16 protein-coding genes are annotated in these 14,509 nt (G+C 64.9%); 14 read left to right on the plus strand and 2 right to left on the minus strand.

The annotated features are described in order from the left end of the window. The first annotated feature begins 8 nt into the window (after positions 1–8). Together EN818_RS32600 and EN818_RS09160 are read left to right on the plus strand one after the other, a co-directional pair. The gene (locus EN818_RS32600; protein ID WP_176478353.1) at positions 9–179 is read left to right on the plus strand and encodes a hypothetical protein; all 171 of its coding nucleotides are present in this window, start codon (positions 9–11) and stop codon (positions 177–179) included. Beyond that, positions 176–1,729, plus strand: coding sequence for a trimethylamine methyltransferase family protein (locus EN818_RS09160; RefSeq protein ID WP_135904413.1), 1,554 nt, complete (start codon positions 176–178; stop codon positions 1,727–1,729). The genes EN818_RS32600 and EN818_RS09160 overlap by 4 nt, the downstream gene beginning before the upstream one ends. A 3-nt stretch (positions 1,730–1,732) precedes the next feature. On the opposite strand, the gene EN818_RS09165 is transcribed toward EN818_RS09160, so the two are convergent. Beyond that, entirely contained in the window at positions 1,733–2,365 is a 633-nt protein-coding gene (locus EN818_RS09165; protein WP_095805672.1) for an SDR family oxidoreductase, read from the minus strand. A gap of 185 nt (positions 2,366–2,550) precedes the next feature. Here EN818_RS09165 and EN818_RS32605 point away from each other — a divergent pair, with 185 nt between their 5' ends. Both EN818_RS32605 and EN818_RS09170 read left to right on the plus strand, forming a co-directional pair. After that, positions 2,551–2,700: a hypothetical protein gene (locus EN818_RS32605; protein ID WP_176478354.1), complete on the plus strand. Its 150-nt coding sequence runs from the start codon at positions 2,551–2,553 to the stop codon at positions 2,698–2,700. Positions 2,701–2,794: 94 nt separating this feature from the next. Continuing rightward, positions 2,795–3,202: a DUF3168 domain-containing protein gene (locus EN818_RS09170; RefSeq protein ID WP_095805673.1), complete on the plus strand. Its 408-nt coding sequence runs from the start codon at positions 2,795–2,797 to the stop codon at positions 3,200–3,202. Positions 3,203–3,210: 8 nt separating this feature from the next. On the opposite strand, the gene EN818_RS09175 is transcribed toward EN818_RS09170, so the two are convergent. Continuing rightward, on the minus strand, positions 3,211–3,603 hold the full coding sequence (locus EN818_RS09175) for an ester cyclase (RefSeq protein WP_135904415.1): 393 nt from the start codon (positions 3,601–3,603) through the stop codon (positions 3,211–3,213). A 293-nt stretch (positions 3,604–3,896) separates the two neighbouring features. Here EN818_RS09175 and EN818_RS09180 point away from each other — a divergent pair, with 293 nt between their 5' ends. From EN818_RS09180 to EN818_RS09230, 10 genes are all read left to right on the plus strand, one after another. After that, positions 3,897–4,196, plus strand: a complete 300-nt coding sequence (locus EN818_RS09180) for a hypothetical protein (protein WP_095805674.1) — start codon at positions 3,897–3,899, stop codon at positions 4,194–4,196. A 63-nt stretch (positions 4,197–4,259) separates the two neighbouring features. Further along, positions 4,260–4,925, plus strand: coding sequence for a response regulator transcription factor (locus EN818_RS09185; RefSeq protein ID WP_095805675.1), 666 nt, complete (start codon positions 4,260–4,262; stop codon positions 4,923–4,925). A gap of 22 nt (positions 4,926–4,947) precedes the next feature. After that, on the plus strand, positions 4,948–6,336 hold the full coding sequence (locus tag EN818_RS09190) for an ATP-binding protein (RefSeq protein ID WP_176478355.1): 1,389 nt from the start codon (positions 4,948–4,950) through the stop codon (positions 6,334–6,336). 246 nt (positions 6,337–6,582) lie between these two features. Then, the gene (locus EN818_RS09195; protein ID WP_095805677.1) at positions 6,583–7,023 is read left to right on the plus strand and encodes a hypothetical protein; all 441 of its coding nucleotides are present in this window, start codon (positions 6,583–6,585) and stop codon (positions 7,021–7,023) included. Positions 7,024–7,198: 175 nt separating this feature from the next. Next, on the plus strand, positions 7,199–8,335 hold the full coding sequence (gene ccmI, locus EN818_RS09200; RefSeq protein ID WP_095805678.1) for a c-type cytochrome biogenesis protein CcmI: 1,137 nt from the start codon (positions 7,199–7,201) through the stop codon (positions 8,333–8,335). A 3-nt stretch (positions 8,336–8,338) separates the two neighbouring features. Then, complete coding sequence (gene ccmE / locus EN818_RS09205) at positions 8,339–8,782, plus strand: cytochrome c maturation protein CcmE (RefSeq protein ID WP_095805679.1); 444 nt, start codon at positions 8,339–8,341, stop codon at positions 8,780–8,782. A 5-nt stretch (positions 8,783–8,787) separates the two neighbouring features. Continuing rightward, entirely contained in the window at positions 8,788–10,779 is a 1,992-nt protein-coding gene (locus tag EN818_RS09210) for a heme lyase CcmF/NrfE family subunit (protein ID WP_095805680.1), read from the plus strand. Further along, positions 10,776–11,240 (plus strand): cytochrome c-type biogenesis protein, encoded by a 465-nt coding sequence (locus EN818_RS09215; RefSeq protein ID WP_095805681.1) that lies wholly within the window; start codon positions 10,776–10,778, stop codon positions 11,238–11,240. The genes EN818_RS09210 and EN818_RS09215 overlap by 4 nt, the downstream gene beginning before the upstream one ends. 591 nt (positions 11,241–11,831) lie before the next feature. Continuing rightward, positions 11,832–13,373: a Do family serine endopeptidase gene (locus EN818_RS09225; RefSeq protein WP_095805682.1), complete on the plus strand. Its 1,542-nt coding sequence runs from the start codon at positions 11,832–11,834 to the stop codon at positions 13,371–13,373. Positions 13,374–13,738: 365 nt separating this feature from the next. Next, positions 13,739–14,413 carry a response regulator transcription factor gene (locus EN818_RS09230; RefSeq protein ID WP_095805683.1) on the plus strand — a complete coding sequence of 225 codons (675 nt, stop codon included), beginning with the start codon at positions 13,739–13,741 and terminating at the stop codon, positions 14,411–14,413. The last annotated feature ends 96 nt before the right edge of the window (positions 14,414–14,509 follow it).

Genomic DNA, 14,509 nt, shown 5'->3' on the forward strand with positions numbered 1-14,509 from the left:
GCGGCAGGATGGCTGACCCGTACCCCAACGAGCCGATGAAGGCTGCTCTGGTCTCAGCAGATCGCAAGGGCGTCGCCCAAGCGTTGGCGGAGGGCGATTTCGCCGGGGAGGGGAGCCGGCTTTCCGTGCACATTGTCGGCCTGGAACGGCCGGCGTGGCATGAGGAGGACCCGACGTGATGGACGAAGCGGTGCGCGATGTCCGGCGCGAACGACGGCGCGGACGCACGAGCGAAGCGGGCAGCGAGTCGAGCCGCCGTCCGAACTACCGTTCGCTGAAGAACCCCTTCCTGCCGCAGCCCGTCTTTTCCGAAGATCAGGTTGCGGCGATCCACGACACGGCGCTGCGCGTGCTCGAGGAACTTGGGATCAAGGTGCTGCTGCCCGAGGCGCGCAGCATTCTTGCCAAGGCGGGCGCCTTGGTCGACGAGGACAGCCAGATGGTGAGAATCGGCCGCGACATGGTCGCGGCGGCGCTCGCCTCGGCGCCCCGCTCCATCCAGACGTATGGCGGCGACCGCTGCCGCGATCTCGCGCTCGAACTCGGCTCGATGACCTTCCTCGCCGGCTCCGGCGCGCCAAATGTCACCGACCTTGAGCGCGGCCGGCGGCCGGGCACGCTCGCCGCGTTCGAAGAGTTCATGAAGCTGCTGCAGCATTTCGACGTGCTGCATATGCTCGGCCCGTGCATCGAGCCGCAGGATATCGACAACCGCTTTCGCCATTATGCGGTCAACCGCGCGCAACTGACGCTGTCCGACAAGCTTCCCTTCATTTTCGCGCGCGGCACGCCCCAGGTCGAGGACGGCTTCGAGATGGTCCGGCTGGCGCGCGGCCTGTCCGAGGACGAGTTCCGTGACGGAGCCTATTGCTACACCGTCATCAACACCAATTCGCCGCGCCAGCTCGACATACCGATGGCGCAGGGCATCATCGACTTCGCCAGAGCCGGGCAGGTGTCGATCATCACGCCCTTCTGCCTGGCGGGCGCTATGGCGCCGATCACGGTCGCCGGCGCGCTGACGCTGCAGCATGCGGAGGCGCTGGCAGGGTTGACGCTCGCGCAGATCGTGCGTCCGGCCGCGCCGGTGGTCTACGGCTCCTTCTCCTCCAATGTCGACATGAAATCGGGCGCGCCGGCCTTCGGAACGCCGGAGCACATCAAGGCCACTTTGGGCGCCGGCCAGCTCGCGCGCTTCACCGGGTTGCCGTGGCGTTCCGGCGGCGGCAGCGCCGCCAACATCTCCGATGCGCAGGCCGCGCACGAAACGCAGTTCGCGCTGTGGGGCTCGGTGCTTGCCGGCTCGACAGTCTGCATCCACGCCGCCGGCTGGCTGGAAGGCGGCTTGAGCGTCTCCTTCGAGAAGCTGATCACCGACATCGAGGCGCTGCAGACCGTTGCCGAGCTTTGCGCGCAGACGCCGGGCGATGCCGACGCTATCGGCTTCGAAGCCATCGCCGAAGTTCAGCCCGGCGGCCATTTCTTCTCCGCCGCCCATACTATGACGCGCTACCGCACCGCCTTCTACGAGCCGCTTGTGGCCGACTGGTCGAATTTCGGCAATTGGACGCAGGCCGGCGGCAAGACGGCCACCGAGCGAGCCTCCGGGATCTGGAAGCGGATTTTGGCCGACTTTCAGCCTCCGCCCGCAGCCGCTGCCACCGCCGGCGTGCTCGACCAATTCATCGCGCGGCGCACCCAAGAGGGCGGCGCCGCGCCGGTGTCGTGAGGTTCAGCGCAACAGCGAGACGGCCTTGCGCGAATAGGTGGTGTCGTTGACCTGGGCGAGCATGAAGGCCGCCACGTCGGCGCGCGACAGCGTCGGAAGCAGCGAGGTCGCCCGAATGTCATTGCCATGGCGGAACCGGCCGCTTGCCGGGCCATTGCCGAGCTTCGGCGGCCGCACGATGGTCCAGTCGAGGCCTGAGCGGGCGATCAGGCCTTCCTTCGCTTCGTGATCCGCCACTTCATGGCGCAGCATGAGCGGCACGATAATGCCGCCGAGCAGCGGCCCCAGTTGCGTGCGGCTCTCGCGGACGCCGAGGAAAGATTGATAGATGAGGCGGCTCGGCCCGGTCCGCCGCATCGCATCGACGATGTGACCGACACCGGCGATCACGTCGGGGTCGTGTTTCAGCGGCACGCCGACGCCGAGGCAACTAAACACCGCATCGTGCCCGGCAATGGCGCTCTCCACCGCATGACGGTCGGCGACATTGCCCACGACGATGTTCAGACGCTCATGACTGAAGTCAAGTTTACCCGGTGTGCGCACGAAAGCGCGCACCTTATGCCCCTGCGCCAGCGCCGCCGCGACGAGCGCGCGTCCCGTCGCGCCGGAGGCGCCAAAGATCAGCAGGTTCATCGTCAGCCTCCCGCTTCGTCAGCCGGCCTGCGCCCGGCAACGAATGCAATCGGCGCCCGGGCCGTCGATCCGGCAAATTCTCGCGCGGGCGGAGCGATCCGGCAATTGACGATTTTCGCGCACGCCTGTGCAAAACCGCACAGGCTTCCGGCGCCGAGTTGAGGGCAGAGCCGGAAAGCCGCATCGTGCGGCTCACGCCCGATATTCTCGGCAGCCACCCCGTTTCGCTTGTCTATCGCCGCGAGATCGGCAATGAGGCGCCGGTGCGGGCGGTCATCCGTTTCGTCAGCGGCGTGATCAGGGACAATGTGGCGTTGATCAGCGGTGAGCCTTGAGGAGATCGCCGGCAGAGAACGCGCGGCGATCTGGCAAAAGCAATGCGAGGCCGCTAGGCTGCGAAGGGAACAGGGCAGGCGAGAGGAAAGACATATGACGGCGCCTGGCGATTTGATGCAGGCCTTGTTCCTGAGGCTGAAGACGGACGCATCGTTGTCGGCGCTGCTGGGCGGCGCCGGCCTGCTCGAGCAGGCAAGTGACAAAGCGGCCTTTCCCCACGTGACCTACGGCCGCACCAGCGCCTTCGATCTCGAATCCGGCGCCGACAATGACAACGATCAGCTCATTACGCTGCATGTCTGGTCGAAGGCTCAGGGAGAGGCCGAAACGCGTCTCATCATGGATAGCATCAAGGCCCGCCTCGACGGCGCGGCGCTTTCCATCGGACCGCGCGGCCAGACGCGCCTGTCGCTCGAATTCGCCGAGGCGCGCTATGACGAGGACCTGACCGTCCATCACGGTCTGCTGCGCTTCCGCGCGCTCACCCAGGAAAGCACCTGAATTAGGCCTCAGCTTTCAAGTTGAGCCTGGATTGCGGCCTTGTCGATGACCGCCCAGACCTCGCATATTCGGCTATCGCGAAATTCGTAGAAGACGTTCTCGGCGAAGGAAACACGCGCGCCCTTGACCGGCATGCCGAACAGCATGCCTTTGGGCCGGCAGTCGAAATGCAGGCGGGCGGCTACCCGCGGCGGCTCTGAGACAAGCAACTCGATGTTGAAGCGCAGATCGGGAATGGCGTCGAAGTCGCCTTCCAGCATCCGGCGATATCCTGAAAGCCCGATCGTCTCGCCGTTATACTGGACCTCTTCGCCGACGAACCGGCCGAGATCGTCCCAGTCCTGGGCATTGAGGCAGGCGATGTAGCCCCGGTAACGCTCGGCAAGGTCCTCACTTCGCATCGTAGCTCCTATGATCACCAGGACGTTCTACCTAGCTAGTGCAGGGCGAAAGTTTTGCATCCGAAAACCGTAGCCGTGCGGATGATTTTCCGGCTATGAATTCGGGGCTTGGTTTGAGGGGTTTCGGGCGGCAGGACTCATTCGTCTCGCGTTGGAGCATTCCAGGAATAGTGCGAAGCGGCTTTGCGTCCGGAATTGCGCAAAAACGATACTATGGGGGTTGCAGGCAATGGTTTTTCCGGGCGGTTCACCGTTCATTTCATGTTCAGCACGCATGCGTTAGAACCGTGATCATGAAAACCTTTGGCTCCCATATACGCTCCGTGACGCTGGCGCTTGCCGCAGCCGCGCTTTTCGCGTCGCAGGCGATCGCCATGCCGGCCATCGATCCGTCGGTCGAGCAGCCGGTCGTGCTTGCCGCCGGCGATTGCTATGCCATCGGCCAGCAGGTTGCCGCGCAGTATGGCGGCACGCTTGCCAAGGCCTCGCAGGCGACGCGCGGCGGCCGGCAGGTCTGCGTCATCGTCGTGCTCGTTCCCGGCAAGGAGGGCCAGCGCCCGCGCCGCTCGGAGATCGTGGTCCCGTTGGACTGACGCTATCGTTTCCCAGGCCGGCGGAATCGGCCTATACCTCCGCCGCAAAACAGGCTTCGAACCATGCGCGTGCTCGTCGTCGAGGATGACAAGGATCTTAACCGGCAACTGGCCGATGCGCTGGTCGATGCCGGTTATGTCGTCGACCGCGCCTATGATGGTGAGGAGGGGCATTTCCTCGGCGATACCGAGCCCTATGATGCCGTGGTCCTCGACATCGGCCTGCCGCAGATGGATGGCATCAGCGTCGTCGAGCGCTGGCGCCGCGGCGGCCGCAAGATGCCGGTCCTCATTCTCACGGCGCGCGACCGCTGGAGCGACAAAGTGGCCGGTATCGATGCCGGCGCGGACGACTATGTCACCAAGCCTTTTCACATCGAGGAGGTGCTGGCCCGGGTCAGGGCGCTGATCCGGCGCGCCGCCGGCCATGCCTCGTCCGAGATCAGCTGCGGGCCCCTGAGGCTCGACACCAAAGCCTCGAAGGCCGACGTCAACGGCGTCCCGCTCAAGCTCACCTCGCACGAGTTCCGGCTGCTCGCCTATCTGATGCACCATATGGGCGAGGTGGTATCGCGCACCGAACTGGTCGAGCATCTCTACGATCAGGATTTCGACCGCGATTCCAACACCATCGAAGTGTTCGTCGGCCGGCTTCGCAAGAAGATGGGCATCGACATGATCGAAACCGTGCGGGGCATGGGATATCGCATGCGTGAGCCGGAGGCGTGACGCGGAACCGCTGAAACCAACTATGAGGACGCGGCTTTCGAGGCTGCGGCTCTGGCCGCGCTCGCTGACCTTCCGCGTCATCGCCTTTTCGACCGTCTGGGCGATCCTGACGCTGGTCGTCATCTTCACGCTCATCACCACGCTCTACCGCCAGGCCAGCGAGCGCGGCTTCGACAGCCTGCTTTCGGCGCATCTGTTCAACCTGATCGGCTCCGTCGGCATTTCCGACAACGGCGCGCTCACCGGCGCGCCCGACCTGGGCGACCTGCGCTTTTCCGAGCCGAATTCCGGCTGGTACTGGTCGGTGGAGCCAGCCTCCGAGGACGTTCACGGCGAGCTTCATTCCTCCTCGATGACCACCTCGATCCTGTCGCCGAGCGTCGCCGAGGTCCCCTTCAACGCGAACTTTCAGCGCAGCTACTCGACCGAAGGCATCAAAGGCGAGCAGGTCGAGGTCTTCGAGAGCGAGTTCGTGCTCGATGCCAAGAACCGTGCGGCGCGCTTCCGCGTCATGGGCAACCATAGCGAGCTCGAGCAGGAGATCGCGAGCTTTCAGCGTCGCCTGCTCACCTATCTGTCGCTGTTCGGCGTCGGCATGATCGCCATCAATGCCGTCGCCATCCTGCTCGGCCTGCAGCCGCTGCGCCGGGTGCGCAATGCGCTGGCCATGGTGCGTGAGGGTACGGCGCATCGGCTCGACGGCAGCTTCCCGGCCGAGATCGAGCCTCTGGCCAACGAGACCAACGCGCTGATCGAAAACAACAGGCGCATCGTCGAGCGTTCGCGCACCCAGGTCGGCAACCTCGCCCATTCGCTCAAGACCCCGCTGGCGGTGCTCATCAACGAGGGTCGTGCGCTCGGCGGCGCCAAGGGGCAGCTCATTGCCGAGCAGGCCGCCTCGATGCAGAAGCAGGTCGACCACTACCTGCAGCGCGCCCGCGTTGCCGCCCAGCGCGACAGCGTCGTCTTCCGAACCCCGGTCTCGCCGCTGGTCGAGCGCATGGCGCGCGTGCTGCAGAAGCTCAATCCGCAGGCGAAGCTCTCTCTGTCGCTGCCGCCGGGCGAAATTGTCTTTGCCGGGGAGCGCGAGGATCTCGAGGAATTGCTCGGCAACCTGCTCGAGAATGCCATGAAATGGGCAAAGAGCGCGGTGGCCGTCTCGGTCGCCGTCGTTCCGGGAAGCATCAATCAGTTTGAAATCGTCATAGAGGATGACGGACCGGGCATCCCCGAGGAGAAGGCGCGCGAGGCGTTGAAACGCGGGAGGCGGCTCGACGAGACTAAGCCTGGAACGGGACTGGGGCTCGCCATTGTCGCCGACCTCGTCAACGAGTATGGAGGCGTCCTGGCGCTGGAACGCTCCGGCATGGGTGGCTTGAGGGCGGTGGTGAGATTGCGGAGCCTGCAGTGACGTATTTTATCGATTTGCTTGCGGCCGGTTGCGGCCAAATTTCCGACAAATATCAACACTATGGCCACGATCACGTCTCCGATGGCGCGGCCCCAATCCGTCTCGCTCAGAGCAATTCCAGGAAAAGTGTGAAACGGTTTTCCATCCGGAATTGCGTCAAAACAACGAGATAGAACGGTTAGCCGTTTCCGTGAAACGGTGAACTGCTCTAGAAGTCCATTCCGCTCAAGACAACCGGTTGCTGGCATGAAGATTCGCGTCGCGCTCGTTTCAACCCTGTTGGCCGTTTCCGGCTGCACCACGCTGGGCAAAAGCGGCCCAAGCGCCTCGCTCACGCCGTCGGCCGGGTCCAATGCTTCCGGCGGCAAGGTGGGGACCAGCATCGTCGCGGCGATGAATGGCGGGCTGATCGGCGGCTCGATCGGCTCCGGACTGAGCGACGCCGAGAAGCGCAAGGGGCTCGAGGCCGAATACAAGGCGCTGGAGTACAACAACAGCGGTCAGAAGGTGACCTGGAAGGGCGACAGCTCATCCCACTATGGCGAGGTCGTTGCCGCGCAGCCCTACCGGGTCGGCTCGCAGGACTGCCGCCAATACACCCATACGGTATATGCCGGCGCTGCGGGGGTAACCGCGCGCGGTACCGCCTGCCGCAATGCCGACGGAAGCTGGACGCCGCTGACCTGATAATTGCGTCCTGCCAACCCCATGTTTGGCAGAGGACATGCAGGGCAAGGCAGGTCGGATCGTCCTATAATCCAGTCCGGTTGATGTCGATCAAGGCCAGACGACAGATCTGCCGTCAAAGCGTCGCAGTGTGCTTGTGTTGGCAGGGCAGGGCTCTGCCGTTATTGGAAGAACCATGCTGTTCTGGGTCATAGCCGCGATCCTCACGCTGGGCGCCAGCCTGGCCGTGCTGCTGCCGCTGGCTGGCGGCCCGAAGGGCGCGTCCGCCGCCGGCTCCCACGACCTGGAAGTCTATCGCGACCAGCTCTCCGAGATCGATCGCGACGTGGCGCGCGGGCTGATCCAGCCGGCGGAGGCGGAAGAAGCGCGCGCCGAGATCGGCCGCCGCATCCTGCGTCTCGGCTCGGCTGAGCAGTCAGCAACGGATGCACCACGCCCTTCGCAGGCCGCGCGGCTCATCGCCGCTGCCGCCGTGCTGCTGGTCCCCCTGGTGAGCTGGGGACTCTATGGCGCGCTCGGTTCGCCGGACCTGCCCTCGCAGCCCCTGGCGGAGCGGCTTGCCAAGAACCCGGCCGATTCCTCGGTCGACGAATTGGTCGCCCGCGCCGAGGCCCATCTCGCCGCCAACCCCTCTGACGGCAAGGGCTGGGACGTGCTGGCGCCGGTCTATCTGCGCTTGCAACGCTTTCCCGACGCGGTGACCGCCTATCGCAACGCCATCCGCCTCGACGGCGACAGCGCCGTTCGTCAGGCCGGCCTCGGCGAGGCGATCGCCAATGCCGCCGGCGGCATCGTCTCGGCGGAGGCTCAAGGTGCCTTCGAGGCGGCGCTGAAGCTCGACCCCGTCAATGCCAAGGCGAATTTCTACCTGGCGATGGGACTTGCCCAGGAAGGCAGGAAGGCCGAGGCAGCGGCGGCCTGGCAGAAGATGCTGGGCATCTTGCCCCCGGATTCGCCTTGGCGCAGCGCAGTGAAGCAGGCGCTTGCCGAAACAGCTGGACCAGCGGTCGCGGCAGGCGCATCGGCCAATGGGCCGGACGCCGAGCAGATGCAGGCGGCGCAGCAGATGTCGCCGCAAGACCGCCAGGCGATGATCGAAACCATGGTTGCCGGCCTCGACGATCGGCTGAAGCAGAACCCGCGCGACGAGGAAGGATGGATGCGCCTCATCCGCTCCTACGTCGTGCTCGGCAAGGCCGACCAGGCGCGCGACGCGCTCGCTCGCGCTGTCGCCGTTTTCGGGCCCGACAGCGAGCAGGCCAAGAAATTCACCGCCTTTGCCGCCTCGCTCGGCGTGGCGGCGACGGAGTAAGCGATGACGCGCAAGCAGAAGCGATTGTCGGTGATCGTTGCCGGACTGGCCTTCCTCGGGGCGGCTGCCGGGCTCACCTTCTATGCGCTCGGCCAGAAGGCTTCCTATTTCTACATGCCGGCCGATCTCGCCAGCGCAACCGTTCAGCCGGGACAGCGCATCAGGCTTGGCGGCCTGGTCGAGAAGGGAACCATCGTGCGCGGGCAGGGCGCAACCGTCGCCTTCTCCGTCACCGACACGCAAAAGTCGGTCAAGGTCACCTATACCGGGATCCTGCCCGACCTGTTCCGCGAGGAGCAGGGCGTCATCACCGAGGGCGCGTTCCGTCCGGACGGCGTCTTCGTCGCCGACAGCGTGCTTGCCAAGCATGACGAGCGCTATATGCCGAAGGAAGTCGCCGATGGGCTGAAGGCCAAGGGCGTGTGGCAGGAAACGAAGAGTGAGTAGCAGCCGTGGTTGAGACCGGACATTTCGCGCTCGTCCTCGCCTTCGCGCTGTCGCTGGTGCAGATGCTGGTGCCGCTGGTCGGCGCCCGTGCCGGCAACCAGCGGCTGATGGCGGTCGGCGGTCCGGTCGCGGTCAGCGGCTTTGCGCTCACCGCGCTCTCCTTCGCGGCATTGGCCGTCGCCTATGCCGGCTCCGATTTCTCGGTGGCGAGCGTGTGGGAGAATTCGCACTCGCTGCAGCCGATGATCTACAAAATCACCGGCACCTGGGGAAACCACGAAGGCTCGATGCTGCTTTGGGTGCTGATCCTGACCTTCTTCGGCGCGTTGGTCGCCGTCTTCGGCTCGAACCTGCCGGCGACGCTGAGGGCCAATGTGCTTGCCGTGCAAGGCATGATCGGCGCTGCCTTCTTCCTGTTCATCCTGACGACGTCCAATCCCTTCGTCAGGCTGAACCCGGCGCCGATCGAGGGCCGCGATCTCAACCCGGTGCTGCAGGATCTCGGCCTCGCCGTCCATCCGCCGCTGCTCTATCTCGGCTATGTCGGCTTCTCGATCTGCTTCTCCTTTTCGGTGGCAGCACTGATCGAGGGCCGCATCGACGCATCCTGGGCGCGCTGGGTGCGGCCGTGGACGCTGGTCGCCTGGATGTTCCTTACCGGCGGCATCGCGATGGGCTCATACTGGGCCTATTACGAGCTGGGCTGGGGCGGCTTCTGGTTCTGGGATCCGGTCGAGAACGCCTCCTTCATGCCCTGGCTCGCCGGCACCGCGCTGCTCCATTCGGCGATCGTCATGGAAAAGCGCTCGGCGCTGAAGATCTGGACGCTGCTGCTTGCGATACTGACCTTCTCGCTGTCGCTGCTCGGCACCTTCCTGGTGCGCTCAGGCGTGCTGACCTCCGTTCACGCCTTCGCCACCGACCCGGCGCGCGGCGTCTTCATTCTCTGCAACCTGACGCTGTTCATCGGCGGCTCGCTGGCGCTGTTTGCGCTGCGCGCCTCGACGCTCACCGCCGGCGGCCTGTTCCATCCGATCTCGCGCGAGGGCGCGCTGGTCCTCAACAACCTGTTCCTCACCACGGCAACGGCAACCGTGCTGGTCGGCACGCTCTATCCGCTGGCGCTCGAGGCGCTCACCGGCGGCAAGATCTCGGTCGGCGCCCCCTTTTTCGACCTGACCTTCGGCCCGCTGATGCTGCCGCTTCTGGCGATCGTGCCCTTCGGGCCGCTGCTTGCCTGGAAGCGCGGCGATGTGTTTGCCGCCGCGCAGCGGCTGATGGCGGCTTTCGCGCTGGCGCTTGCCGCCGTGCTCGTCACCGGTCTGTTCATAGACGGCGCCTCGGTCTTCGCGGCGCTTGGCGTCGGGCTTGCCGTCTGGCTGGTCGCCGGCGCGCTCACCGACCTTACCGTGAAATCCGGCGCAGGCTCTGCGGCGCCTGCCGTCATGCTGCGGCGCTTCGCCGGCCTGCCGCGCTCGGTCTATGGCACCGCGCTTGCCCATCTCGGCCTCGGTCTGACCTTGCTCGGCATCGTCGGCACGCTCTCCTTCGGCACCGAGAGGATCCTGACCATGCGCGCCGGCGAGACGGTCGAGCTCTCCGGTCATACCTTGCGGTTCGAGGGGCTGTTCCCACGAAAAGGCCCGAACTTCACCGAGGATCGCGGCCGCTTCGTCATGATCGGCAGCGATGGCAACGCCGATGGCGAGATCAGCTCGGCCAAGCGCTTCTATCCGGTGCGTCAGACGGTGACCACCGAGTCCGGCATCAGGACGATCGGATTGAGCCAGCTCTATCTCTCACTCGGCGACGAAGGCAATGACGGTTCCGTCGTCGTGCGTCTGTGGTGGAAGCCCCTGGTGACGCTGATCTGGGGTGGCGGGCTGGTGATGATGGCGGGCGCGGCCATGTCACTGATGGACCGGCGCCTGCGCGTCGGCGCGCCGTCGCGCCGCCGCAGGCAGGTAGCTGCCACAGCACCCGTGAGCTCGACATGAGGGCCAGGTTTTCACTTGCCTCGCTGGTCCTTCTGCTGGCCCTGGTCTTCGCCGGGACCGCGCAGGCGGTGAAGCCGGACGAGGTGCTGCCCGATCCGGCGCTGGAGGCGAGGGCGCGCGCGCTTTCGGAAGAGCTGCGCTGCATGGTGTGCCAGAACCAATCGATCGACGAATCCGATGCCGACCTGGCGCGTGACCTGCGCATCCTGGTGCGTCAGCGCCTTGTCGCCGGCGACACCGACCAGCAGGTGATGGACTATATCGTCTCGCGCTATGGCGAGTTCGTGCTGCTGAAGCCGCGCTTCAGCCTGCGCAACGCGCTGTTGTGGGGCACGCCGGTGCTTCTGCTGCTCGTTGGCGGCACTTTTATCTTGATCGGTGCCCGCTCCCGGCGCCCTGCGTCGGGAACCGTCCTAAGTGCCGAGGAACAGGCGGCGTTGGACAAGATGCTGCGCGAATAATGCACCTTAGAGGTTGGTCGAAACGCTTATGCCGTCGTCATCCATGGGCGGAGCAAGGAGCGCAGCGACGCGCGTAGACCCGAGGATCCATGCCGTGACTTCCACGCTCCGCTGCGGCGGAGAATTCTGCACCGCTGTACTCTACGGTTGAGGTAACGGCGTGGATCCCAGGGTCTCCGCGACGGAGCTTCGCTCCTGCTTCGCCCTGGGATGACGACGTCGCGGGTGCTTCCGCAAGCCTCCGAGCGAGGCACATCTCAGACCTTGCGTGTGCGCGCAGCTTCCACCGGCCTCGATGACCGAGTCGATTTCCGCCATTGCTGATTCGTGAGTCACCAAACGGCCCGTCTTTGCGTCGGATATTCCGCGCTTGATGCCCTCGATTATCTTAGTCTCCCAATCGACCGGGGCTTGACCCGGTTGGTGCGGCCTGCGGTCATTTTGAAGCCTCGTGATCTCACGCATCCTTGCCGATCGCCAACATTACAAAATTTTCATGTACCGGAAATGGCCTCGTAATGTGCGGCTCTCTAATTCTCTTGCCCGAGGATGCTCGCCTGAGCGCATCCCTTCGAAAGAGGATAGAGACCCATGAATATTGCCCCCAATTCATATTCCCGCACCCGCAAGCGCCTACTGGCCGCCGCAGCCTCGCTGGCCGTCGCTGGCGCCATCGGTTTCGGTGCGGTGACCACCGGTACCGGACCCGTGCTGGCAGAAGCCGTGCGTGTCCAGGCGCCGCAGGTGACGGGCTTCGCCGATGTGGTCGAGCGCGTGTCGCCGGCGGTCGTCAGCGTCAAGGTCAAGGCCAAGATCCAGCCGACGGCCGATGACGGCTCCGATGACCAGGACGGCTTCGACAACCTGCCCGACAATCCGCAGCTGCGCCGCTTCTTCAAGGAGTTCCGCGGCTTCGGCGACCAGGGCGGCCAGTTCGGCATGCGTCGCCACCGCGACCACGGCAACAATGGCGAGCCGCGCCCGGTCGCTCAAGGCTCCGGCTTCTTCATCTCCGAGGACGGCTACCTCGTCACCAACAATCACGTCGTCTCGGAAGGCACTGCCTTCACTGTGGTCACCAATGACGGCAAGGAGCTCGACGCCAAGCTGATCGGCTCCGATCCGCGCACCGACCTCGCCGTTTTGAAGGTCGATGGCGGCGGCAAGTTTACCTATGTCGACTTCGCCGATGATTCCAAGGTCCGTATCGGCGACTGGGTCGTGGCCGTCGGAAACCCGTTCGGCCTCGGCGGCACCGTCACTGCCGGTATCGTCTCAGCCCGCGGCCGCGACATCGGCGCCGGTCCTTATGACGACTTCATCCAGATCGACGCATCGGTCAACCGCGGCAATTCGGGCGGCCCGACCTTCAACCTCAATGGCCAGGTGATCGGCATCAACACAGCGATCTTCTCGCCGTCGGGAGGCAGCGTGGGCATCGCCTTCGACATTCCGGCCTCGACTGCCAAGCAGGTTGTCGACGATCTGATGAAGAACGGCTCCGTCCAGCGCGGCTGGCTCGGCGTCGAGATCCAGCCGGTCACCTCCGACATCGCCGAGTCGCTCGGCTTGAAGGCCGACAAGGGCGCGCTGGTTTCGAGCGCCCAGGACGCGGGCCCCGGCAAGAAGGCCGGTATCGCCGCCGGCGATGTGATCACCCAGGTCGATGGCAAGGATGTCGCCTCGCCGAAGGAACTCGCCCGCATGATCGGCTCCTACGCGCCGGGCAAGTCGGTCGATGTCACGGTCTGGCGTGATGGCAAGAACGAGACGATCAAGGTCGACCTCGGCACGCTGCCGACGAGCGACAAGCAGGCTTCCAACGAGGACAACGGCAAGCAGTCCGCGCCCGCCAAGGCCGACACGCTGGCCGATCTCGGCCTCACCGTCACCAAGTCGGAGAACGGCAAGGGTCTGGTGGTCACCGATGTCGATCCGGACAGCGATGCAGCCGACCGCGGCATCCAGCCGGGCGACGTCATCACCTCCATCAATTCGAACGAGGTCAACACCACCGACGATGTCTCCAAGGCGATGACGGATGCTGCCAAGACCGGCCGCAAGGCGGTGCTGATGCAGATAACCCGTGACGACTCCAACCGTTTCGTCGCGGTGCCCGTCGGCAAGGGCTGAGCGCGCCTGATCCCGAAAGCCGCGTGGGTTTTCGGCAGGATCATGCGCCACTGCGCAACTTTCGACCTTTCCTGGCGGCGGTTTCAACACCCCCGGACCGCCGCCGGGAAACATGGGGCCGAACACGTCTGTCAGTCACCGTGTTTCGCTCCTGGCGGCAGCGGGTATCCCATCACTCGCTGCCGCCTTACAGCACGCGCCCAAAAGTGGTTGCCGGTTTTGGGGTAACGACGTGCGAAGCAAAAAGCACGTCGCCCAAAAAGTGGTCACCGGTTTTGGAGTGAGGACGTGCGGGACCGACAATTGCAAAGGCGCGTCCGATGCCTGCCCCTCAATATTCCAGTGAAATCGAGTATAACGGCTCCATGAAGATTCTCGTCATGGAAGACGATCGCGAGGCCGCCGACTACCTGCAGAAGGCCTTCGCCGAGGCGGGCCACACCGCCCATGTCGCCGGTGATGGCGAGACCGGCTTCGCGCTGGCCGACGCCGGCGACTATGACGTCATGGTGGTCGACCGGATGATGCCGCGCCGCGACGGCCTGTCGGTGATCGCTGCGCTGCGTTCGCGCGGCAACACCACGCCGGTGCTCATCTTGTCGGCGCTGGGCGAGGTCGACGATCGCGTCACCGGCTTGCGCGCCGGAGGCGACGACTATCTGACCAAGCCCTATGCCTTTTCCGAATTGCTCGCCCGGGTCGAAGTGCTGAACCGCCGCGCTAGCGCCAGGGAGGCCGAGACCGTCTACAAGGTGGACGATCTCGAACTCGACCGGCTTTCGCATTCGGTCAAGCGCGCCGGCCGTGAGATCACGCTGCAGCCGCGCGAATTCCGCCTGCTCGAATATCTGATGCGGCATGCCGGCCAGGTGGTGACGCGCACCATGCTGCTGGAGAATGTCTGGGACTATCACTTCGATCCTCAGACCAACGTCATCGACGTTCACGTCTCGCGGCTGCGCGGCAAGATTGAGAAGGGCTTCGACAAACCGATCCTGCACACGATCCGCGGCGCCGGCTACATGCTGAAGGGCGGCTAATGCATGCCGCCCAAAAGTGTGCAGCGGTTTTGGAAGGACGACATGCGCAAAAGCAATGGACCTAAAGCGTGTCGCTTGAACCCGTTTCAACGCGGA

The sequence above is a fragment of the Mesorhizobium sp. M3A.F.Ca.ET.175.01.1.1 genome, from assembly GCF_004791945.1.
Lineage (GTDB): Bacteria > Pseudomonadota > Alphaproteobacteria > Rhizobiales > Rhizobiaceae > Mesorhizobium.